Genomic DNA, 22,718 nt, shown 5'->3' with positions numbered 1-22,718 from the left:
TTAAATGCTTTACATCATTAGAAGAGTAGTCTTATTTAAGATCTAGATTTGATTTTAATTTAATAACAGAATAGGCTTAAAAAATTTGGTAAATAAATAATTTACCAGCTCTTAATTAGGCAGTTGATCTTTAAATAAAGATTCTTTAAATAAAGATAAAATATATCTATCCGAAAATTTAAAATTAAAGTATATTATGATAAGAATATAATAAAATAAAATTTAATTTTGCAAGATTCTGTGCTAGCTTATTATATATAGTTTGATTTTAAAATTTACTAAAATAAAAATAATCTGAAAAATTTAGGAGGTTTTTGAATAAAAAAAGCTTAATTAATATTATTATTATATTAATAATAATAGAAAATTAAGTAATATGCAAATGGAAAATTCAAATACCCATCAAATAAATCCCGCAAGCTAAATTAGCACTAAAATAGCTATCTTAATTTTAGTATCCTTTTCAAGGAAGGAATTCCCTAATTTAAAATTATATAGGATGTTCCCCCCCCTCTCTTTCATCCTGTAAATCCTGAGATTAAGATATCTAATTTTAGGAAAATCAATCTCTTTACGCTATGAGACTTTTCTAAGAAAAGCAAAAAACATAAAAGAAGGGGGGGTACTGTTTGTGTGGTGTGCAGTAGCTAAAAGCACTAGGGGCGTTAATATTAAGATGAATATATGTTGTTATATGCGACTCCACCTGAACGAAAGTACTGAAAAGTACTGATATAGTATGTAAGATTAAGGTAGATAGTAATAGTATAAAATAAGATAGGTAGGAGGTTTGTTGCCAAAAGTTACAGATAATACAGTGATCCTATACTAGCTCCATTCCTTCTATTTAGCTTATCAAAAATGAATATTCTAAAAGAGGAAGGGAGGGATCTCCTAAAGATTAGACTTTCTTTCAAAAATTCAATAGGTGGTGTTTTGTATGTGCTATTCGCTATTTTCTTGTCAGAAAGGTCTCTATAAAAAGGGGTATAGACTAGGGGGGGTTACTAACTTGTTGTGGAACAAAGATCGTAGAGTCAAACATTCAAACATTATTCTTACTTGTAGTATAACCTTTAGTTACATTTTAATTAATGATCGAGTGAAAATTATGTAAAATTTTTCATTAGTTCCTGAATTCACGGAAAAATATAGAACAAATAGCTGTGATTATGAGCAGCTTGGAAAATTAGGTGCTCTGGCTTGGAGAGCGGTATCTCAATCTTTTTCCTTCTCAGTATTTTCCCAGAAGAGACGACTACGTACCTGCTTTAATTTTAATATAGTTTGTAAAAAATCTGAAAAGCTTCTCCTTAAGAAGGAGGAGATGTACTTATGGAGATGAATGATTACCTATTCCTAAAAACCTTTTGTAGGCAGGAAGACCCTGTTAAAATAGATAATAAAATATTTTTCTTGGTTTAATGAAATTTTTTACCGTATTAGTTACTGAAGGTTTCTAGTAACTTTTGATAAAGATCCAATAAATGTTTCATAATTTCTATGCTAAATAAAAGCTTATTGATATGAGATTTTTGAAAAAGTACTGTTGTATTTTTATTTAATCACGTTAAGTTAAACAGTAAGAGTTAAAATAAAAAACTCATTTTAAAAATTTAAGATTTAAATAAAACAGTTTAAAAAAACAGTGCAAAAGCTTGAAAAAATATATATTATCGCATAATATTTTCTTGCAAAATTTGCTTATCCTAATCTACACACCTTCAAACGACAGAGATTGAAGGTTATACAATCTTCAGCAAAAAGTTTGGTCAATAAAAGAAGAATCAAACAATGAAGCAAGGCTACAAAAAGCATGAGAAACCTTCAGCGAAATCGAAATTGAGCTTTCAAAAAGCTTGATCATAGCACACAGATCCTTTCTAGAAAAGGATTTTACTGCATCATCCTATAAGTTACCTAATCCAACAAAGTGGAAAGATCAAAAAAACAAAATCCGAAAAAGTTTATATAATCAATAAAAAATAGAGAAAAAACTTACTTTTATTTAAAAGTTTAGTTAAAAAAGTTTAGTTAAAAACTTGCGTTTCACACTAGTTACTCTAGGGTCGAAGAAATAGTGGTAATTATTTTTGTAATCTAAGGTAATTTATAATGAAAGAGCATCAATAGTGTGATCATTAAATTTAACGGTTAAACTATTCATACTTTTTCGAAAAATGTTTACTGTATTTAATAATGAGTACTCTTTAATAATGAGTACTCTAATTTTAGTTAATTTATGACTTTTAAAATTAAACAAATCAGCAAGGTTGAAAGGTCAAATATTCTTATTTCTACTGTAATAATGGGCAGATGATGAGGTAGTAGTGTGTGTTTTTTTGGGTGGTGGATTCCCTAAATTCCTATAAATTTCTAATATAAATTTCTAATTAGTTAATGAAGATTAATCAAGATTCGTTGACATTGATTGTGGTAAGGATTCAAAAAATATAATTTGGCCTTAATAACTTGAGAAACGTCTTATTGCAGTATAAGCTTAAATAAGTAGCATAATTTTCTTATGATAGGTATAAGAGTATTTAAACTTTTCGAAAAGCTATAAGAATCCCTAAATTTATGGTTACAGCTTTTGCTTATCTAAGTCTAAGCAGATGGTCTAAGCAGATGAAAGTATATATGTAGGATTTGTTATGTTCACAAGTAAATAATTTTCCTTTGAAGGTATTCGTCAATGCAGGAAATATTAAATCAGTTATATACCGATATTGAAAATTTAAAAAAATTGGGGCTTTATAAAACAGAACAGATTATCACTTCTCCTCAAAATACCAATCTTACTGTGAGATCACAGTATGTTCTTAATTTTTGTTCCAATAATTATTTAGGATTAGCGGACCATTTTCGGTTAATTAAGGTGGGACAGAAAGCTTTGGAACAATATGGTTTTGGTATGGCATCAGTTCGGTTTATTTGTGGAACGCACAATATTCATAAAAAACTAGAAAAAAATATCAGTCACTTTTTAGGCATGGAGGATACGATTCTTTATTCTTCTTGTTTTGATGCAAACGGAGGATTATTTGAAACATTATTAGGACCGGAAGATGGCATTATTAGTGACGAATTGAATCACGCTAGTATTATTGATGGAATTCGATTGTGTAAAGCACAATGCTATCGTTATAAAAATAACGACATGAAGGATTTGGAAATGAAACTTCGAGAAGCTAACGAAAAAGGTGTGCGTTATAAATTAATTGCGACTGATGGGGTTTTTTCAATGGATGGTATTATTGCTAATTTAAAATGCATTTGTGAGTTAGCTCATAAATATAATGCATACGTTATGGTAGATGATTCGCACGCGGTAGGTCTTATTGGTGAAAATGGTCGTGGAACACCAGAATATTGTGGTGTAATGAATCAAGTTGATATTCTCACAGGTACACTAGGAAAAGCATTAGGGGGCGCATCTGGCGGCTATACTTCTGGTCGCAAAGAAATTATTGAATACTTACGTATTCGTTCTCGACCATATTTGTTTTCTAATTCCGTAGCGCCGGTTATTGTTGCCACTTCATTAGAAGTGCTTGAGTTATTAAAAACAGAAGGTAAACGATTACGCCAACAATTGCAACAAAATAGTCAGTATTTTCGCTCAAAGATAGAAAAACTTGGCTTTCAATTAGTTCCTGGTAATCACCCTATTATTCCTGTTATGCTTGGTGATGCAGAATTAGCGAATAACATGGCCGATCAATTGTTTAAAGAAGGTATTTATGTCATTGCATTTTCCTATCCTGTTGTGCCAATGAATAAAGCTCGTATTCGTGTCCAAATATCGGCGATTCATATTAAAGAACAGCTTGATCGAGCGATTAATGCATTTGAGCGTGTAGGAAAAAAAATAGGGGTTATTTAAAACTTATGCAAACCCTTTCTAAACTTAAATCACAACCTGGTATTTGGCTATCAGAAGTCCCAACTCCCACACCTAAGTATCATGAAGTATTAATTAAAATTAAAAAAACGGCGATTTGCGGAACTGATTTACATATTTATAAGTGGGATGAATGGGCACAAAAAAGCATACCAATTCCTATGCATGTAGGCCATGAATTTGTGGGTGAAATTATTGCAATGGATCAGGATATAAAAGAATTTAATATTGGAGACCGAGTATCAGGAGAAGGGCATATCACCTGCGATTATTGCCGCAATTGTCGCGCGGGTAAAAGACATCTCTGCCATAATACCCTTGGAGTAGGGGTGAATCGTCCTGGTGCTTTTGCAGATTATTTAGTCATTCCTTCTCAGAATGTTTATAAAATTCCTCCTACGATTAGTGATAATATTGCGGCTATTTTAGATCCTTTTGGTAATGCCGCACATGCTGCGTTCGAATTTGACTTAGTAGGGGAAGACGTCCTCATTACGGGAGCAGGACCGGTAGGTTTAATGGCAGCGGCTATTGCACGTCACGTCGGTGCTCGGTATGTAGTTATTACGGATGTTAATGAATACCGATTAAGATTAGCCAAAAAAATTGGAGTAACTTTAGCAGTAAATCCCACAAGTACGTCACTAATGAAAGTTATGAAAAACTTAGGTATGAAAGAAGGTTTTGATGTTGGTTTAGAAATGTCAGGCAACTCAGGAGCTTTTTGCAGTATGTTAAGCGTTATGAACAATGGGGGAAAAATTGCCTTTTTGGGAATTCCAGCCTCATCTTTTGCTATCGATTGGAATTTAGTAGTTTTTAAGAGTTTAACGATAAAAGGAATTTATGGCCGACGGATGTTCGAAACATGGTATAAAATGATTAATATTTTGCATACTGGACTCGATCTTTCACCTGTGATTACTCATGAATTTCTTTTGAAAGACTTTCAACAAGCTTTTGATGTGATGTTATCGGGTAAAGCTGGAAAAGTAATTCTGAATTGGGTTTAATTATTCTAATTTTAGAGGTAAAAACTGTTATTGTTCTGCTAGTAAATTAAGTGTGAGTAAAGAGATATTCTTAAAGCTATTTGTGCAATATATACTCTTCATACTATACTATTACTTTCTTTTTTAGTCTTCTAGCAATTGGTGTATTTTTCAATATCAGAGGAATTTTTTTAGTTTTTTCTAAAAGTGTAGACAAAAATGTTACTCTCATTAATTACTCTTTTTATTGATATTTATAGAGATCTGATTATACCCTATTCTTCACAAGAAAAATTGAACAGATACAGCCTTGTAATCTTTAACGCTCTTTTAATTATTTAGGTAAAAGTATTTGATGGTAAAATCCTTATTCAATTATTAATCTGGAGTTAAGTGATGCCTTTATTTGATATTCTTTCTGAATTCAAGAAACATGAAGTGAGTAATCTGATAAATCAGGATAACCAAGAGCTCATCCTACGTGATTTAATTTTAAAGAATCCGTAGTAATTTTTTATGAAAAGAACAGCATCATTTTTCGAGCAAAAATAGATTTTTAACTTAACCAAATGATTCATATATTGCAAAATAAATTTTTAAATAGCAAATCAATGTAGGATATATGAAACTTGAAAAATCGCTCATTCAATACAAAAGTGCACAACAAGTAATTACTCTTCTAATAAGAAGGATGGAGCAAACAGCAGAAAAAAATTATTAAGTTCATTAGATATTAATGACTAAGGATAGAAAGCTACTTATCTAAGGTAAAAAAGTATGCATTACGAGTAAGAATGGGATGATTTATAATCTCTAATCAGTTTATTTTGTAAACAAAATGTTAGTGTTCTTTGCTAATTCAATCACTTCCACGACTCAAAGTAGTCAAGTACTCTGTTAAGTCTCTAAGTATTGTATTTTTTATTTTCTAATCTTTCTTTTAAAAAAAACACTACCAGCTCCTGTTTAGGAGTAAAGGATAGGTTAAACTCCTGGTTCTATGGATAAAGGAGAGGGGAGAATTTTTTGAAAACTCCCCCACCCAATAAAACTTATCCTTTTTCTATACTTTTTCAAAAAGTAGACTATATACTCTACTAAAGTATCTACTAATAGAGTAGATACGTTGTAAAAAAAATACTATACTTTATAAAAAAGTATAATTTAAAAATAAATTTAGAAATATTTTGGTATTTTGAGCCCTAACTATCATTCCTCTTGATTCAAGAGGCGAAATGTTCATTTAAATCTGGTATTAAACTTGGATTTAGAGTGAAGGATGTATTATTTTACTCATCACTATCAATATAGAAAAACGTTCGCTTTTAGTTGCTCACTTTCAGTGAGAAGAAATTGATAAAAATAGAGTCTGCTTAGCTAGCTATCAGCTAGTAAGCCGGTGAGTTCAACAGATATTGATTGGGGATGTGATTGCAGTGGAGTTGAATCGTCATGCCTGGATTTTAGTGCTTCCGATTTTGCGAGAGTATCTAGTAGGACTCGGATAGATAATAATGCTGATAAGAGAAAAAAATTAAATTATGCAGTGAATCGCACTGGGAGTAGAGTTGGTGCATGAGGATTGGTTGGTAAAAAAACTTTCTAGAGAAGAAGAACTAATCCTAAAATTAAGAATACTTTATAAAATGACACATCGGCCAGTTTTATTTAATGAAGTTATGGAAGGACTCGCTATTCGTCAAAATGGAATTTATATCGATGCGACGTTTGGTAGAGGGGGAACCAGTCTAGGTTTGTTACAGCGACTTGGGCCAGAGGGTCGTTTGCTAGCAATAGATAAAGATCCAGAGGCTATTGCGAGCAGTGTTTCAGGGACTTTTCAGGACCAACGATTTGCCATCCTCCATGAAACTTTTTCAAATCTAGAAAAAGTAATACAAAATCGTGGGTGGTATGGAAAAGTAAATGGAATCGTTCTTGATTTAGGTGTTTCATCACCCCAATTAGATCAACCCAAGAGAGGTTTTAGTTTTACAAAAAATGGACCTTTGGATATGCGGATGAATCCAACACAAGGTATGGATGCAGCGACTTGGCTCAATCAGGTTACCAAAGAAGATATTCGGCGTGTGCTTTGGAATTATGGAGAAGAACGTTATGCCAAACGTATTGCAGAAGCAATTATAAAAGCACGGAAAGAAAAATCTATTACTCATACTTTGCAATTAAGCGAAATTATATTGAAGGCATTACCTCACTGCTATACAATTAAAAAACATCCAGCAACACGCACCTTCCAAGCGATCCGAATTTTTATTAATAGTGAGCTGGATGAGTTACGTAAATGTCTTCCTCAATGTTTAGAAATGTTAGCAATCAAGGGTCGATTATGTGTGATTAGTTTTCATTCATTGGAAGATCGTATTGTTAAATGTTTTATTCAAAAAAAATCGCGTGATCTTTTACCGCGAGAGTTTCCTATTTTAGCAAGCGAACTGAAAAATCGCCTAAAAAAAATAGGTACTCTGATTAAACCTACGGAATTGGAAATCAGGGAAAATCCACGAGCGCGAAGTGCTCGTTTACGAATTGTGGAGAAATTAGCATGAATACTGCAACTCGTGTTATTATCGTAGAAAGTCTAAGGAGACGACATCGTACGTTTCAAGTAACGAAAGGAAGAATTTTAGTTGTTTCTTTAGTGATTGCTTTATTATCTTCAGCCTTTGGAATTGTTTACGTTAAAGATCTCAATCGACGATTGTTTATTCAATACCAAATTTTACAGCGTGAAAAAGCTGAAGAACTAATTCAATGGGGAAAATTTTTATTAGAACAAAGTACTTGGTCCACACAATCGCGGATTCAACAGGTCGCACAAAAACAATTAGGGATGCAAATTCCTACTGTAAAGGAGGTGGTATTGATTAATGGATATAATACGAATGTTACTCTTAGGTAAATTCACGTGCAACAACAAACTTGGCGGTTTTATACGTTATGGTGTTTATTGTGTGTTGCGGTGATTGGGTTATTATGGCGTTTAATTGATTTAAACATACTAGATCGATCTTTTTTACTAAAACAAAGTAAGGCGAGAATCCTTCGTGTTGTTAATATTCCGGCTTATCGCGGAATGATTACCGATCGATTAGTAGTACCGTTGGCCATTAGTACGCCAGTTGATTCTATTTGGATTAATCCTCAATTGTTTCAAGCAACACCTTCTCAAATTGTTACACTTTCGCATTTCTTGCACTTACCTATTGCGTTTATTAAAAAACGGATACAACAGAAAACAAAGCATCAATTTGTCTATTTGAAACGAGGTAATCCCCCTTATATTACAAAAGAAATTCGCCAATTAAATATTCCAGGTATTTTTTTTCAATCTGAATATCGGCGTTATTATCCTGAAGGAGAGGTGACAGCCCATGTAGTAGGACTTACCAATATTGATGATCAAGGACAAGAAGGTTTAGAGTTAGCTTACAACCAATGGTTGGCAGGAAAACCTGGAAAGATGGAAGTAGTTAAAGATCGTCTAGGTCAAATAATAGCGGATATTGCCATAGTGAAACAACCAATTCAAGGGCATGATTTAACTTTAAGTATCGATCATCGTATTCAATATTTATCCTATCAAGCTTTAAAAGAAACAGTTTCTACTTATCATGCGAAAGCGGGTTCCGCGGTAGTCTTGGATGTAAAGAGTGGAGAAATTTTAGCAATGGTTAATCAACCTAGTTATAACCCTAATAATCGTCCAGCTGGTCACGATGGTCGTTATCGTAATCGGGCAGTGACAGATATGTTTGAACCAGGTTCAGTTATTAAAGCATTTACTATTGCTTTAGCGTTAGAAAGTGGAAAGTATACTCCAAATACCAAGATTGATACCAACCCGGGATGGATGAAAATTGGTGGTTATCGGATTAGTGACGATGAGTTAAATTTTGGTGTTATTTCACTCACCCAGTTATTACAGCATTCAAGTAATATTGCTGCAGCAAAAATTTTGCTATCATTAAAACCCCAACATTACTATGCCTTATTACGTGCATTAGGATTTGGCCAACGTACTAGTAGCAGCTTTCCCGGAGAATCTTCCGGTATATTAGTTTCCAACGACACTTGGGTACCTTCTGTTGTAGCAACTTTAGGGTATGGGTATGGTATGGCAGTAACTACTCTTCAATTGGCCCAAGCCTATGCCATTTTAGGAGCCGGAGGAATTAAAAAGCCAGTTACTTTTTTAAAAGTAAAACATGCGCCGACTGGTGTGCGGGTTTTGCCAGAAAAAGTAGCAAAAACAATCGTAGGAATGTTGGAAACTGTAGTTCAAAACAAAGGGGGTACAGGAACTAAAGCAGCCGTGTATCAATATTGTGTTGCAGGTAAAACTGGCACGGCTTATATTGGGGGTCCTAAAGGTTACAATAAGCATCATTATATGTCTTCTTTCGTCGGACTGGCACCGGCTAACAATCCTCAGTTAGTAGTGGCTGTCGTGATTCGCGAACCTCAAGATGAACATTTTGGGGGACTTGTAGCGGCTCCTTTATTTTCCAAAATTATGACTGGATCCTTACGATTACTGAACATTCCACCAGCGCCCTCCTCAACTTAATCTTCCTCTTATATACCTTGTTGTAAGAGTTCCTATTAAGGTTCTGGGTAGTAATTTTTTATTACATGGGTGGGGTTTTTACTACCTAATCCTCTTGCTGATTATTGCTTCCAGTCGTTCTAAAATTATCATTCAGAACTAGCTGAGAATCGCTGCTGATTCCAAGTGATTCTTTTTTATGCTTTCGCTTAGAAGATCTTTTGGCTTATAATTTTTTAGATGAACGGCGTTTCTCTTAATCGATTGCTAAAAGGATTCAGTAATAATTTGTCATCTGATGTGTTAATTCGAGGAGTTCAAACGGATAGTCGAAATCTCAAGAAAGGTGATCTTTTTATTGCTTATCCGGGGATGTATTCAGACGGACGTCAGTATATTAAAGAAGCGATTGATAAACAGGTGGTAGCTGTGTTTTTTGATCCACATGGTTATAAACCTTGTATAGAGAGCTCAGTTCCTCTCATTCCTATTTCACGATTACAAAATCAGGTTGGAGAAATTGCTGCTCGTTTTTATAGCTATCCCACAAAAAATCTGAAAATTATTGGCGTCACAGGAACTAATGGAAAAACTTCATGTACATATTTTATCACTCAATTATTACAATTTCAGGGAATACCGTGCGCGGTACTAGGGACTCTCGGCTATGGTTTTATAGGAAATTTAACTAAAACAAATTATACCACTCCGGATCCTCTTCAATTGCAAAAAGCTTTTGTGCAAATGCACAAAGAAGGGGCAAAGGTTGTTGCAATGGAAGTTTCCTCACATGCTTTAGATCAGCATCGAGTAAATGGTGTACATTTTGATATTGCTGTTTTTACCCAGTTATCTCGTGATCATCTAGATTATCATCAAAGTATGGAAAATTATGCTCGGGCAAAAGAATTATTGTTTCAGCAAGTTGGTTTAAGTTATGGAGTGGTTAATTGTGATGATGAATTTGGTAGATACCTTATTACAAAATATCATAAAAAACTCATGCTGATTGGTTATTCTATGAATGAAAGAAAGGATGATCGAGTTCTCTTAATAAAGGTAACAGGTATAAAAACATTATCCAAAGGATTTTTGGTGACGGTTCAAACTCCATGGAAAAATGGTACATTAACTATCCCTCTCTTCGGGCAATTTAATATTAGTAATCTCTTAGCTGTTATCGGGGTTTTAGGATTATTGGGTGTGTCTTTAGAAAAAGCCTTTTTAGAGTTATCAAAATTACAAAACGTTCCTGGTCGAATGCAGTTTATTGAATGTGCAAGTGGTCCTCAGGTAGTATTAGATTATGCGCATACTCCTGATGCCTTAGAAAAGGTGTTAACATCTCTAAAAGAGCATTGCCGTGGTCAATTAATTTGTATTTTTGGTTGTGGTGGCGATCGCGATCGAGGAAAACGTCCCAAAATGGGGGCTATTGTAGAACGTTATGCGGATCAAGTTATCGTGACTAATGATAATCCCCGCAACGAATCCCCTTTGGCAATTATTCAAGATATTAAAGCAGGATTTAAAAATCCACAGTCGGTAGTCGTTAAAACTGACCGCGCTGTGGCAATTCATTATGCGGTGCAAAACGCTACTGTTAATGATATTGTTTTAATCGCAGGTAAAGGACATGAAACCACTCAAGTTATCGGCAGGGATGTTTTACCTTTTGATGACGTTCAAGAGGCTAAGAAGGCGTTAAACCTATGAAACTTTCAGAAATTGCTCAGATTCTTAATCAAAAATTTCATGGGAAAGATAGATATTTTAAATCCATCAGTATCGATACTCGTACTATCCAACCCGAGAGTCTTTTTATTGCTTTACAAGGGCCTCATTTTGATGCTCATAATTTTATAGATCAAGCGGCGGAACGAGGGGCTATAGGAGCGATTGTGAGTCATTGGATAGAAACAACATCCTTGCCCCAAATTTGCGTCAATGATACCCGTGCTGCTCTTATTAAATTAGGAAGTTACCAACGCAATCAAATGAAAAAAGTAATTGTGATAGCGATCACAGGGAGTTGCGGTAAAACAACCACCCGAACATTAGTGACCAGTATTTTTCGCCAACAGGGGCATGTGTTAGCTAGCGAAAGAAATTTTAACAATAATATTGGATTACCATTCACCCTAATGCAATTGCGTGCCGAGCATGATTATGCTGTTGTAGAGCTTGGAGCAAACCATATTGGTGAAATTGCTCAGTTAACACAAATAGCAAAACCCAATATAGCTATTATTACCAATGCAGGTCCTGCGCATTTAGAGGGTTTTGGGAGTATTGATGGTGTAGCAAAAGCGAAGAGCGAAATTTATCAAAGATTACCCCTGAATGGGATTGCTATCGTTAACAACGACGATTATTTTAAAAATTTATGGCGAGAAATAATAGGTGTTCGGCGAATTATTACTTTTGCCTGTAATAACCGAGCCGATGTCGCTGCAAAAAATATTTCAGTAAATTCCAAAGGGCAACCCCGCTTCCGTTTGATTTTACCTAATGGGGAAGTTGATGTTCAATTATCTCTTCTGGGAAAACATAATGTAATGAATGCCTTATCAGCAGCGGCGGTGGCTTATGCTCAACAGTTACCGATTATGGCGATCAAAACTGGTTTAGAGGTAGCTTTGGGAGTTAGGGGACGTTTGGCGGCTCTAAAAGGGTATCGAGGAGCTACTATTATTGATGATAGTTATAATGCTAATCCTTTATCGGTATCCGCTGCTATCGACTTTTTAGCTGCTTATAGCAGTCATTCAATTTTAGTGTTAGGAGATATGAGAGAATTAGGTGAAATAGGAGATCAATTACATCGTAAAATAGGTGTGCAAGCATTTCAGTCTGGTATTCATAGACTCTTTTGTTATGGATCTTTAACCTTACATACCGTTGAGGCTTTTGGCAAGAATGCGTATCATTTTAATGATCAAGAAACATTACTGAAAGCCTTAAAAAATCATTTAGATAGAGATACCGTTGTGTTGGTAAAAAGTTCCCTTTACATGAATATGGGAAAAATTGTAGAGGGACTCATCAAGGAATAAATATGCTGATTTGGGTCACTAATTTTTCAAGTCACTATTTTTATGGTTTTCGCGTTTTTAATTATTTAATATTTCGTTTTATCGTAAGTGCTTTAACTGCACTGATTATTGTTCTCGCTTTTTCTCCTTTTTTAATAAAAAAACTTAAAAAATTACAAATTGTCCAAATAGTAAGAGATGAAGGTCCTCAAGACCATTTCAACAAATCCGGTACTCCTACTATGGGTGGTATTCTTATTATTTTGGCTATTGCTATTAGTGCGTTATTGTGGGGAGATCTTACCAGTAGATTTATATGGATTATTTTATTAGTTATAGTAGCCTTTGGGCTTATAGGTTGGGTTGACGATTATCGTAAAATCATAAAAAAAAATACTCAAGGGTTATCCGTACGTTCCAAATATCTATTACAATCCCTAATTGGTCTCGTAGCAGCGAGTTACCTCTATTTCACCGCTACAACTCCTGCCGAAATTCAATTAGTCATTCCTTTTCTAAAAAATGTAGCCCCTAATTTAGGCTGTCTTTATATTTTGTTGGCTTATTTTGTTATAGTAGGTAGCAGTAATGCTGTAAATTTAACCGATGGTTTAGATGGTTTAGCTCTTATACCAACTATATTAATTAGTGGGGCATTAGGAATTTTCGCTTATTCTAGCGGGAACCACTTTTTTGCAAAATATTTAGCGATTCCTTATATTCCAGGAGTAGGTGAAATTGTTGTTTTTTGCAGTGCTTTAGTTGGCGGGGGCCTTGGTTTTTTGTGGTACAACGCTTATCCGGCGCAAGTTTTTATGGGAGATCTGGGTTCATTAGGGTTGGGTGCTGGTTTAGGAATAATTGCCGTAATAGTTTGTCAGGAAATAGTTTATTTTTTTATGGCAGGGGTTTTTGTTCTAGAAACTCTCTCCGTCATTATCCAGGTAGGATATTTTAAATTATCAGGGGGTAAAAGAATTTTTCGGATGGCACCACTTCATCATCATTTTGAATTAAAGGGTTGGCCTGAACCAAAAATTATTGTTCGGTTTTGGATTATCACTTTTATTTTAGTACTTTGTGGGTTAGCTACTTTAAAATTAAGATAATATGAGAGAAAAACAACTAACTGTTATTGTAGGATTAGGTAAAACCGGATTATCCTGTGCCCAATTTTTTTCAGAAAGCGATCAACCATTTGCAATCACTGATAACCGACAAGAACCTCCACAATTAAAAGAATTGCTCCAAGCTTATCCTTATACCAAATTAGCGCTAGGGGAATTTTCTGAAAATTTATTAAATGAAGCGCACCAAATTGTATTAAGTCCTGGTATACCTCTTTATAATCTTGCTATTATCAATCAAGTGATGATAGGTAAACCTATTATTGGTGATATTGAATTATTTGCTCGTGTCGTTAAAAAACCTGTTATTGCCATTACAGGTTCCAATGGTAAGTCAACGGTGACGACTCTTGTAGGGTTAATGATGGAGGTTGCAGGGATTAATGCTATTGTTTGTGGTAACATTGGGAAACCGGTATTACAACAACTTTCCATCAACCCAGAATATTATATTTTGGAATTATCGAGTTTTCAATTAGAAACAACGTCTTCTCTTCAACCTCAGGCTGCGACTATATTAAATATTAGTGAGGATCATATGGATCGCTATCCTAGTTTGCAAGAATATATTCGAGCTAAACAACGAATCTATAATTCCTGTCTGATTCCTATTATAAATCTGGATCAACCGGAAATTTGGAAAAACATTTCATTTAAGAATCAACCTCTATCTTTTGGATTAGAGAATCGTGCTGATTTTTCGTTAATAGAACATAATCATAAAACTTTTATTACCTATCAGTCTCAGAGGCTTATACCTATTGAAGCATTAAAACTAAATGCTAAACATCATATTCAAAATGCATTAGCTGCATTAGCCTTAGGGAAAGCAGTAGGTGTACCTATGGAAGCTATGCTTTGGGTTTTGCGTAATTTTAAGGGAATCCCTCATCGTTGTCAGTGGGTACGAACATACAAAGATGTTAATTATTATAATGATTCAAAAGGAACCAATATCGCTGCAACTCAAGCAGCTATTATAAGCTTAGGAGAAGTTGCTAAAGGAAAATTAATTTTAATTGCGGGTGGTCAAGGTAAAGGTGCTGATTTTGCTGCTTTAAGGACTGTAGTGAAGCGTTATGTGAAACAAATCGTTCTCATTGGTGAAGATGCACCAGTATTAGAAAAAGCTTTGCAAGGCTACACCAAAATCTTGGGTGTTTCTTCTATGGAAGAAGCTGTAAAAAAGTCTACTAACCTTGCTGAAGAGGGTGATGTCGTTTTGTTATCTCCTGCTTGTGCCAGTTATGATATGTTTAAACACTATAAACATCGGGGCGATGTGTTTATTGAAACAGTGGAAAGACTTTAATGCGGCAAAAATTCTCATCTTTAGGACTTTATGACCGTTGGATTATTATTTCTACTTTATCCTTGTTAGGCTTGGGTTTACTCATGGTAGCTTCGGCTTCTATGGTTATTTCAGACCGTCAATTTGGTTATGCTTTTCATTATTTTATTCACCAACTAGCTTATTTAATTTTGGGTTTATTGGTTGCTATTCAAGTTTCTCGTGTGCCAATTAAAATTTGTCAGAAATATAGTAGTTATTTATTTTTATTAAGTTATTTATTATTAATAATAGTTTTATTACCCGGGATTGGCAAAACAGTTAACGGGAGCCGACGTTGGATTCAGTTAGGATTTTTCTCATTACAGGTCTCAGAAATAGTGAAATTGGCTGCAATTTTATATTTAGCAAGTTATTTGCAACGTTATCAAGATGAAGTACGTGCAAAGCTTAAAGGTTTTTTAAAACCTATGCTGCTTGTGATGTTTTTGTCTAGCTTATTATTATTAGAGCCTGATTTTGGTGCTGTTGTTGTGGTTACTATGACCTATATGGCTCTTTTATTTCTGGGTGGTGTGCGCTTGTGGCCTTTTTGTGTGTTGTTAATTCTAGTATTAATTTCTTTAACCTTATTGGCAGTTTTATCCCCTTATCGATTGCAGCGAGTAACCGCTTTTTTAAACCCTTGGCACAATGCGTTTGGTTCAGGTTATCAATTAACTCAATCGTTAATTGCTTTTGGGCGTGGAGGGTTATTTGGTGTTGGTTTAGGCAATAGTATACAGAAGCTATTTTATTTGCCGGAAGCACACACAGATTTTTTATTTGCAGTACTTGCTGAAGAGCTTGGTCTGATTGGTGAACTTTTAGTATTGACCTTATTTATTATTTTAATTGTTCGTATTTTTGTAATTGGGCGATGTGCTGAAATGAATAATCAATTATTTTCAGCCTATGTTGCTTATGGATTTGCTTTATGGCTCTGTTTACAGACACTCATCAATATTGGTGTCAACATAGGGGTTTTACCAACTAAAGGTTTGACTTTACCTTTTATCAGCTATGGAGGCAGTAGTATGTTGATTAATTGTTTAGTGGTTGGGATTTTACTGAGAATTGCTTATGAAGTTCACCAGAAAAATGCTACGAACAGATCACGATTAACGAATTATTAATATTAATACTTACAGAGGGTGATGATTAAGCTTGAATAATGAAAAAAACTACTCAGGCAACCTAATAAGAAATTTTTTTAGGGAGGCTTCATATATAAAATAAATGAAGCGAATATTAATTATGGCTGGAGGTACAGGAGGGCATATATTTGCTGCTCTGGCGGTGGCACGTGCGCTGCAACAGCAAGGCATAGAGATTCATTGGTTAGGAACTGAGAGTGGCTTAGAAAAAAAACTAGTTTCTCCTGAATTTCCATTGAGGCTTATCCAAATTAAAGCACTTAGAGGCAAAGGATTATTACAGAAGTTTTTTTTACCTTTTTGTCTGGCCCGAGCTGTTTTTCAATCTTATCGAGTGATCCGACGAGTGAAGCCCCAAATTATTTTAGGGATGGGAGGATATGTGGCAGGAACTGGTGGTCTTGCTGCCTGGTTGAGTCGTACTCCAATGGTAATTCATGAGCAAAATGCTGTGGCAGGATTGACTAATCGTGTGTTAGTAAAAATAGCACACTCTGTACTGCAAGCTTTCTCAGGTACTTTTTCTGGAGGGAGGGGAGATGTAAAGACTACTGGAAATCCCATCCGAGCTGAATTAATCAACACACCTTTGCCACGAATCCGTTTACTGAATCGGCAGGGTCCGTTGCGAATTTTAGTCTTAGGGGGTAGTCAAGGTGCTCGTTCAATTAACCAAAAAATAATGACTACTTTAAAAAATTACCCTCATCCCCAAGAACTCATGCTATGGCATCAAACGGGTCAAGTAGATTATGAACGGCTTAAAAGAGCTTATAGCACGTTAAACTTCACCGCACAAATAGATGGCTTTATCGATGATATGGCAAAGGCCTACACATGGGCTGATTTAATTGTGTGTCGCTCTGGTGCTTTAACGGTAAGTGAAATTGCAGCAGTAGGTGTAGCCAGTATTTTTATTCCTTATCCTTATGCTGTAGATGATCATCAATTATACAATGGTCGTTTTTTGGAGCAGGCAGGAGCTGCGATTATTATTCCAGAGAAATTATTAACAGCAAAATGTTTGATCTTTTATTTTAAGCAATTTGCTCACGATAGAAATCGTTTGCTAAGAATGGCAGAATGCGCGCGAAATTTAGCGGAACCTAAAGCTGTTCAGAATATCATTAATGAATGTAAGAAACTATTATGATTTTAGATGGAAAAGTAATTAAACATATTTATTGTCTAGGGATTGGGGGCATTGGTGTTAGCGCACTTGCTGAAATTTTATTAAAAAAGGGATACCAAGTAAGTGGTTCTGATATTATTCCCAATAAAAATACAGAAAGGCTCCATCGTTTAGGAGCTGAAATCATATTAAATCATAATGGAAAAGCTATTATGCGGGCGGATTGCGTTATTTATTCGAGCGCAATTACATTATCCAACCCTGAATTTATTACGGCCCAACAAGCTAAAATCCCTCTCTTAAAGCGGGGTCAAATGCTAGCTAAAATAATGGCGGCTTATCAATCAATTGCAGTGGCTGGTGCTCATGGAAAAACTACCACCAGTGCTCTTTTGGCGAATGCTTTTGTTATTGCTAATTTAGATCCCACGTTTATGGTTGGTGGGGTGTTAAATGATAGCCAAACTCCTGTTCGTGTAGGAAATGGACCTTATTTTATTGCCGAAGCTGATGAAAGTGATGCATCTTTTCTTTATATGTATCCTAACATTGGGATAATAACTAATATTGATGCTGATCATCTAAGTACCTACGGAGGAGATTTTAATTGTTTAAAAAAAACCTACCTACAATTTCTTCATCAAATTCCTCAAGGGGGAGTGGTTGTTTTGTGTAGAGATGATCCTGTGTTAAATGAATTAATTCCCACGTTATCTCAGAGAGTAATTAGCTATGGATTTTCCGAAGAAGCTGATTATCGAGCAGATAATTATTTACAACAAGGATTACAAACTCATTTTCAAGTTTATGGTTCATTGCAAGATAAATCCCCTTTTTCAGTGACACTTAATTTAGCGGGTCGCCATAACGTTCTTAATGCTTTAGCGGTTATAGGGGTCAGTGAATTAATTGGGATGGATAAAAAAAAAATGTTACAATCTTTAGCGCAATTTCCTGGAGTGGATCGTCGTTTTGCTGTACGAGGTGAAATAGTGCTTTCAAATGGAAAAGCGCTAGTAATTGAAGATTATGGTCATCACCCGAACGAAATCAAAGCAACTTTATCAGCAGTGCGTGCTGCCTGGCCTGAAAAGAGACTTATTCTTGTTTTTCAGCCACATCGTTACAGTCGAACACAAGAATTAATGTATGATTTTGCTTCAGTTTTAACAGAGCCTGATTTACTGATATTACTTGAGGTCTATAGTGCAGGGGAAAAACCTATTCCAGGGGCCGATGGAAAAACATTATTAAAGATTATCAAGCAACAGACCACTAAAAAAGTTACCTTTCTCCCAAAATTAGAGGATTTACCAGAAATATTGCGAAAATTGGTTCAACCTAATGATATAGTTATTCTGCAAGGTGCTGGTAATGTGGGAGCTACTGCACCCACTTTAATTGGAAGCCCATTAGTGAGTTTCTTTTAATGAACAGGTTTCTCGGATGCAGGAAGAAAAATTTAATAATGTACGAGGGGATTTAATTTATAACCATAATTTAGCACGTTACACTTCCTGGCGCGTAGGTGGTAATGCCGAACGATTTTATCGGCCTGCTGATTTATTGGATTTACAAAATTTTCTTAGTCAATTACCACTTGGTGAGCCATTAACCTGCTTGGGTTTGGGGAGTAATGTTTTAATTCGAGATGGTGGAATTAAAGGAACAGTAATTTTAACTGTGAACCGATTAAAAAATGTTTCATTTTTTAAAGAAGATAAGCGATTAGTGATTCGTGCTGAATCGGGTGTAACTTGTGCTAAATTAGCAAAATTTTGTGCGAGCCAAGGGTTGGAAGAAAGCGCTTTTTTTGCTGGAATTCCAGGAACTGTAGGTGGAGCTTTAGCTATGAATGCTGGTGCTTTCGGTGGAGAAACCTGGCGTCATGTTATTTGTGTTGAAATACTCGACCATGGAGGTGTTTTCTATAAGCGACACCCGGATGAGTTTACAATTAGTTATCGTGAAATTCAGGGTCTTAATAATCAATTTTTTGTCGCTGGTTATTTTTGTTTTAATCAAGGGAATACTAGGAGAGCTAAAAAAGCCATAAGTGTTTTGTTAAAAAAACGTAGTAGCTCTCAACCCATTGGGACTTTTAGTTGTGGTTCCGTTTTTCGAAATCCGCCGGGCGATTATGCAGCTCGACTCATTGAATCTGCAGGATTGAAGGGAACCAAAATTGGTAATGCAGAAGTTTCAGAAAAACATGCTAATTTTATTTTAAATAAAGGTGAGACACACTCTTCTGATATAGAACGTTTAATTCATCATATTTCTGATCGAGTTTATAAAATTCATGGAATCCAATTGATAAGAGAAGTGCATATTATTGGTGATCATGAAATCATGTAAGAAACATAAAATTAAATATTCGTGGACAATCCAACTACGAAAATTAATTCTTTCTCTTTTAGGGTTAGTTATTTTTGCTGTAGTTTTAATAGGAATATTTACTTTACGTAATCCTAAAACCTTACCTTTTCGTGAGATTAAAATAACCACGACTGGCACTCATCTGAAAATACCAGAATTAAAGAATATTATAATTCATCATATAAACGGAGGATTTTTTTCTTTTAATGCTGGTGAATTGCGATCTGCTTTAACGGTGTTACCATGGGTGTATAATGTTTCTATTCGGCGAATATGGTTGAGTAAATTAGAAATTGCAGTCGCTGAGCAAAAAGCTTTGGCTCGATGGAATAAAACTCAATTAATATCTAATTTAGGTACATTATTTACTCCGCCCATCGCAACAATACCTAAAGATTTGCCTGAACTCCAAGGTTTTGAGGGCAGTCAGAAAATTGTTCTCGCTCGATTAGAACAATTCGATCGATTATTGGAACCGTTACATATAAAAATAACCACCTTACGGGTAAGTGATCGTGAGACTTTATTTCTTGTATTAAACAATCATATCCAAGTTTATTTGGGTCGTAAAGATATCGATAAACGATTTGAAAAGCTGGTTTGTTTTTATCGTCAAATTATTGGGAATCGAAGCGATCAAGTTGAATATATCGATCTTCGTTATCCTAATGGCTTAGCCATTCAATGGAAGAAGACACCCTCACCCTAACTGTTCTAATGCAGAAAGAAATTAATTTACTTCAAATGTAGCTACGGGGCTTCAGTCCTTCCTTCTTCCGTAGATAAACTAGTAGTTGGGTGACTATAGGGTTAATAATTTTTGATTCTTAAGTTATAGCGAGTCAATCCTCAATAAAGTTTTCTCTATTTTTTAGGATGTGATTTACGAAATAATGTAATAGCCACTTAGAGTATAGTTCAGGAAATTGCTTGAAGATTGGTGAAATATTTTCATAGTGCTGTATATTATCATATTTTGAAAAGTCCCATTAAGATTAATGATCAATCTTATAGCCTGTAGTATCTGTTCACTTCAGAATAAAACATAGGGCTGATATTTTCAGGATTCGAGGTGGCGCAATGTAGTGTGCGTTAATAAATTATCTCGATTTCTTATACAGAGGAGGGTAAGAAGAGGGAAGGTAGTTATAAGGTTAGTATTTTAAGTTTTGCTATATTGTGGTATAGATTATAAATCTATATTGTGGTATACATTATAAATGTACAATTGTGTATCTTATAGCTTCGATAGCAAAACTTTGACGATAAAGAGTAGTATATTATTTTCCTATCTTATTTTGAGGTTTTTCGTAGAAATTCCTTATTCTGTGATAAAAAACATTTGCTTCAATAGCACAGATTTTTCCTGCTGAATAGAAAACATATGTTCTCCTGTAATCATCGTTTCTGTGCTGTATCTTAATTTTGGAAATTAATACATATTTCTAAGCAATATTTTATTGTGCGTATAGTTATTGGATTAGCCGAGATAGAAGGGTAATATAAGATAGAAGGGTAATATAAACAGCAAGGTAATATAATCTATTTGATCTATTTTTATCTCTGATATGAGGATTAATTTCAAAATTCTTAATACTGTATTTCATTCTTTTGATAAAAGAATGTATACGGTGAGAGGTTGAAGAGTATATCTAGCACTCCACCCTACCCCTGGGTTGTCTGTGAATTTTTTAACCTAGTATTCTTTATGGGGTATATCTAGCATACCTTCAAGAGAAGTACTTTTTAAGGTTACCATCTACAGGAAATTTGTATGATTAGCAATATCATTATTTCTGCTAGGTTAGCTTTCCAAGTGACTGCAAATAAGCTGAATCACAGTTGAGTTATGTTCCGACATACCGAGTCAGTTCAATTGCAAAGGGTTGTTGGGGTCGCAGTGTGAGTTCATGTTTTTTCTGCTGAGTTTTTTTATAGCAAGGCCTTCTTTTATCCTAGGTTCCTCAGTACTAAAAGAATAAAGTTGCTAAAACGTTAGGAAACGTGTTTTGAAAAAAGGGATTTTCTTGAAAGATTATATAAGTTTATCGTGATTTTAATTAAATAGTAAAACTCTATTAAATTTCAATCCTTGTTATAAGTAGGATTAAATAATTGGTGGTGTCAATGGTAGTAATATGATTTATGAATTTTGAGATGAACAAATCGGTAAGTCAGTTGAGCTCTTGCTTAATTGCGTACCTTAATCTCGTCTCGTACTTTTTAAAAAAGTATAAATACTATAGCATCAAAAAAATGACTGAAAAAGGGTAGGTGCCTTAATAATTTTTTAATATAAGAAGTTTTTAAGATTAAAAGAAAATCTTCCTTGTCAAAATACTAAAATATATCCTTATCAGTGCACAAACCTTATATGTTCATGAAACTTTTACCTTTGGAGGATGCGTTTTCGTTAGTAAAGTGGCTAAATTGATTGACTTTGGGCTAATGCTCAAAGTTTATGGATTACGGGAGATAGTTAAGAATAAAAATTAAAAAAGAAACAGAGGCATAAAAAGCTAATAAACTAATAAGGGTTATTGTATTCGCTTGAGTTGTGAATGGAAAGAAAATAATTGATAAAATTTATGGAAAATAGACATAAAATAGGAAGTCAGTCCAAGCAATCCACTCCTTTTCTTGAAAAGGTATCATAATATTCTCACCTTATGAACGACTAACAATGCTCTTAGAGGTTACTCTGAAGAGCTAAGGTGGGAATTAACACGATAATCATAAGCTATTATTATACGATTTTATAGGATTGGCCATAATAGTAATAGCTTGATCACGCATGATAAAGTTATTGTTAATAGCGTATTTTTACAGAAAATGCGGCAATCTTTTAATGGTGTTAAAAAATTTTTCTATTTTGCGAATTATGGTCTATGATTATTTTCCATCTTGATTCAATTGTTTTGGAGAAGGATTCTAAAAAATTACTAGAAAAAGTCTTTCTTAAAATTTGTGCTTAATAATCACGACCCATAACTAAAACATAATTTTATAATAACCGATCGATCTGATAATTGATGAATTAAATTGTTTCACATGAGAGAAGGTAGTTACGAACGAAAGAATCTGTGATGTAT

14 protein-coding genes are annotated in these 22,718 nt (G+C 34.5%); all 14 read left to right on the top strand.

Going from position 1 to position 22,718, the window contains the following annotated elements:
* Nucleotides 1-2,695 precede the first annotated feature (2,695 nt).
* The 14 genes from CLERM_RS03475 to CLERM_RS03405 all read left to right on the top strand — a co-directional run bounded on the left by CLERM_RS03475 (nucleotide 2,696) and on the right by CLERM_RS03405 (nucleotide 20,335).
* Complete coding sequence (locus CLERM_RS03475) at nucleotides 2,696-3,886, top strand: glycine C-acetyltransferase (RefSeq protein WP_102157198.1); 1,191 nt, start codon at nucleotides 2,696-2,698, stop codon at nucleotides 3,884-3,886.
* Nucleotides 3,887-3,891: 5 nt separating this feature from the next.
* Complete coding sequence (gene tdh / locus CLERM_RS03470; RefSeq protein ID WP_102157197.1) at nucleotides 3,892-4,917, top strand: L-threonine 3-dehydrogenase; 1,026 nt, start codon at nucleotides 3,892-3,894, stop codon at nucleotides 4,915-4,917.
* A 1,625-nt stretch (nucleotides 4,918-6,542) separates the two neighbouring features.
* Entirely contained in the window at nucleotides 6,543-7,466 is a 924-nt protein-coding gene (rsmH, locus tag CLERM_RS03460; protein WP_102157199.1) for a 16S rRNA (cytosine(1402)-N(4))-methyltransferase RsmH, read from the top strand.
* A complete protein-coding gene (ftsL, locus tag CLERM_RS03455) occupies nucleotides 7,463-7,819 on the top strand; it encodes a cell division protein FtsL (protein WP_102157195.1) in 357 nt (118 codons plus the stop codon). The genes rsmH and ftsL overlap by 4 nt, the downstream gene beginning before the upstream one ends.
* A gap of 6 nt (nucleotides 7,820-7,825) precedes the next feature.
* Nucleotides 7,826-9,487 (top strand): peptidoglycan D,D-transpeptidase FtsI family protein, encoded by a 1,662-nt coding sequence (locus CLERM_RS03450; protein ID WP_236905156.1) that lies wholly within the window; start codon nucleotides 7,826-7,828, stop codon nucleotides 9,485-9,487.
* Between the two features lie 219 nt (nucleotides 9,488-9,706).
* On the top strand, nucleotides 9,707-11,182 hold the full coding sequence (locus CLERM_RS03445) for a UDP-N-acetylmuramoyl-L-alanyl-D-glutamate--2,6-diaminopimelate ligase (RefSeq protein ID WP_102157193.1): 1,476 nt from the start codon (nucleotides 9,707-9,709) through the stop codon (nucleotides 11,180-11,182).
* Nucleotides 11,179-12,522: a UDP-N-acetylmuramoyl-tripeptide--D-alanyl-D-alanine ligase gene (locus CLERM_RS03440; RefSeq protein WP_102157192.1), complete on the top strand. Its 1,344-nt coding sequence runs from the start codon at nucleotides 11,179-11,181 to the stop codon at nucleotides 12,520-12,522. The genes CLERM_RS03445 and CLERM_RS03440 overlap by 4 nt, the downstream gene beginning before the upstream one ends.
* A gap of 2 nt (nucleotides 12,523-12,524) precedes the next feature.
* The gene (gene mraY / locus CLERM_RS03435; RefSeq protein WP_102157191.1) at nucleotides 12,525-13,610 is read left to right on the top strand and encodes a phospho-N-acetylmuramoyl-pentapeptide-transferase; all 1,086 of its coding nucleotides are present in this window, start codon (nucleotides 12,525-12,527) and stop codon (nucleotides 13,608-13,610) included.
* Nucleotide 13,611: 1 nt separating this feature from the next.
* The gene (gene murD / locus CLERM_RS03430) at nucleotides 13,612-14,940 is read left to right on the top strand and encodes a UDP-N-acetylmuramoyl-L-alanine--D-glutamate ligase (protein ID WP_102157190.1); all 1,329 of its coding nucleotides are present in this window, start codon (nucleotides 13,612-13,614) and stop codon (nucleotides 14,938-14,940) included.
* Nucleotides 14,940-16,094, top strand: a complete 1,155-nt coding sequence (ftsW, locus tag CLERM_RS03425) for a putative lipid II flippase FtsW (RefSeq protein ID WP_102157189.1) — start codon at nucleotides 14,940-14,942, stop codon at nucleotides 16,092-16,094. The genes murD and ftsW overlap by 1 nt, the downstream gene beginning before the upstream one ends.
* Nucleotides 16,095-16,197: 103 nt before the next feature.
* Nucleotides 16,198-17,268 carry an undecaprenyldiphospho-muramoylpentapeptide beta-N-acetylglucosaminyltransferase gene (murG, locus tag CLERM_RS03420; protein ID WP_102157188.1) on the top strand — a complete coding sequence of 357 codons (1,071 nt, stop codon included), beginning with the start codon at nucleotides 16,198-16,200 and terminating at the stop codon, nucleotides 17,266-17,268.
* On the top strand, nucleotides 17,265-18,677 hold the full coding sequence (gene murC / locus CLERM_RS03415; protein WP_102157187.1) for a UDP-N-acetylmuramate--L-alanine ligase: 1,413 nt from the start codon (nucleotides 17,265-17,267) through the stop codon (nucleotides 18,675-18,677). Before murG ends, murC begins: the two co-directional genes overlap by 4 nt.
* A 16-nt stretch (nucleotides 18,678-18,693) precedes the next feature.
* Nucleotides 18,694-19,605 (top strand): UDP-N-acetylmuramate dehydrogenase, encoded by a 912-nt coding sequence (murB, locus tag CLERM_RS03410; RefSeq protein WP_102157186.1) that lies wholly within the window; start codon nucleotides 18,694-18,696, stop codon nucleotides 19,603-19,605.
* On the top strand, nucleotides 19,592-20,335 hold the full coding sequence (locus CLERM_RS03405) for a cell division protein FtsQ/DivIB (protein ID WP_102157185.1): 744 nt from the start codon (nucleotides 19,592-19,594) through the stop codon (nucleotides 20,333-20,335). The genes murB and CLERM_RS03405 overlap by 14 nt, the downstream gene beginning before the upstream one ends.
* Nucleotides 20,336-22,718 lie beyond the last annotated feature (2,383 nt).

The sequence above is a fragment of the Coxiella-like endosymbiont genome, assembly GCF_002871095.1.
Classification (GTDB): domain Bacteria; phylum Pseudomonadota; class Gammaproteobacteria; order Coxiellales; family Coxiellaceae; genus Coxiella.
The sequence above is the reverse complement of the archived record's forward strand: the minus strand, read 5'-3'. Positions and strand labels throughout refer to the sequence as shown.

Bases quoted from the DNA above. Each gene is read 5' to 3' on its own strand.
- CLERM_RS03475 (WP_102157198.1), top strand. From the start codon at position 2,696: ATGCAGGAAATATTAAATCAGTTATATACCGATATTGAAAATTTAAAA.
- tdh (WP_102157197.1), top strand. From the start codon at position 3,892: ATGCAAACCCTTTCTAAACTTAAATCACAACCTGGTATTTGGCTATCA.
- rsmH (WP_102157199.1), top strand. From the start codon at position 6,543: ATGACACATCGGCCAGTTTTATTTAATGAAGTTATGGAAGGACTCGCT.
- ftsL (WP_102157195.1), top strand. From the start codon at position 7,463: ATGAATACTGCAACTCGTGTTATTATCGTAGAAAGTCTAAGGAGACGA.
- CLERM_RS03445 (WP_102157193.1), top strand. From the start codon at position 9,707: ATGAACGGCGTTTCTCTTAATCGATTGCTAAAAGGATTCAGTAATAAT.
- CLERM_RS03440 (WP_102157192.1), top strand. From the start codon at position 11,179: ATGAAACTTTCAGAAATTGCTCAGATTCTTAATCAAAAATTTCATGGG.
- mraY (WP_102157191.1), top strand. From the start codon at position 12,525: ATGCTGATTTGGGTCACTAATTTTTCAAGTCACTATTTTTATGGTTTT.
- murD (WP_102157190.1), top strand. From the start codon at position 13,612: ATGAGAGAAAAACAACTAACTGTTATTGTAGGATTAGGTAAAACCGGA.
- ftsW (WP_102157189.1), top strand. From the start codon at position 14,940: ATGCGGCAAAAATTCTCATCTTTAGGACTTTATGACCGTTGGATTATT.
- murG (WP_102157188.1), top strand. From the start codon at position 16,198: ATGAAGCGAATATTAATTATGGCTGGAGGTACAGGAGGGCATATATTT.
- murC (WP_102157187.1), top strand. From the start codon at position 17,265: ATGATTTTAGATGGAAAAGTAATTAAACATATTTATTGTCTAGGGATT.
- murB (WP_102157186.1), top strand. From the start codon at position 18,694: ATGCAGGAAGAAAAATTTAATAATGTACGAGGGGATTTAATTTATAAC.
- CLERM_RS03405 (WP_102157185.1), top strand. From the start codon at position 19,592: ATGAAATCATGTAAGAAACATAAAATTAAATATTCGTGGACAATCCAA.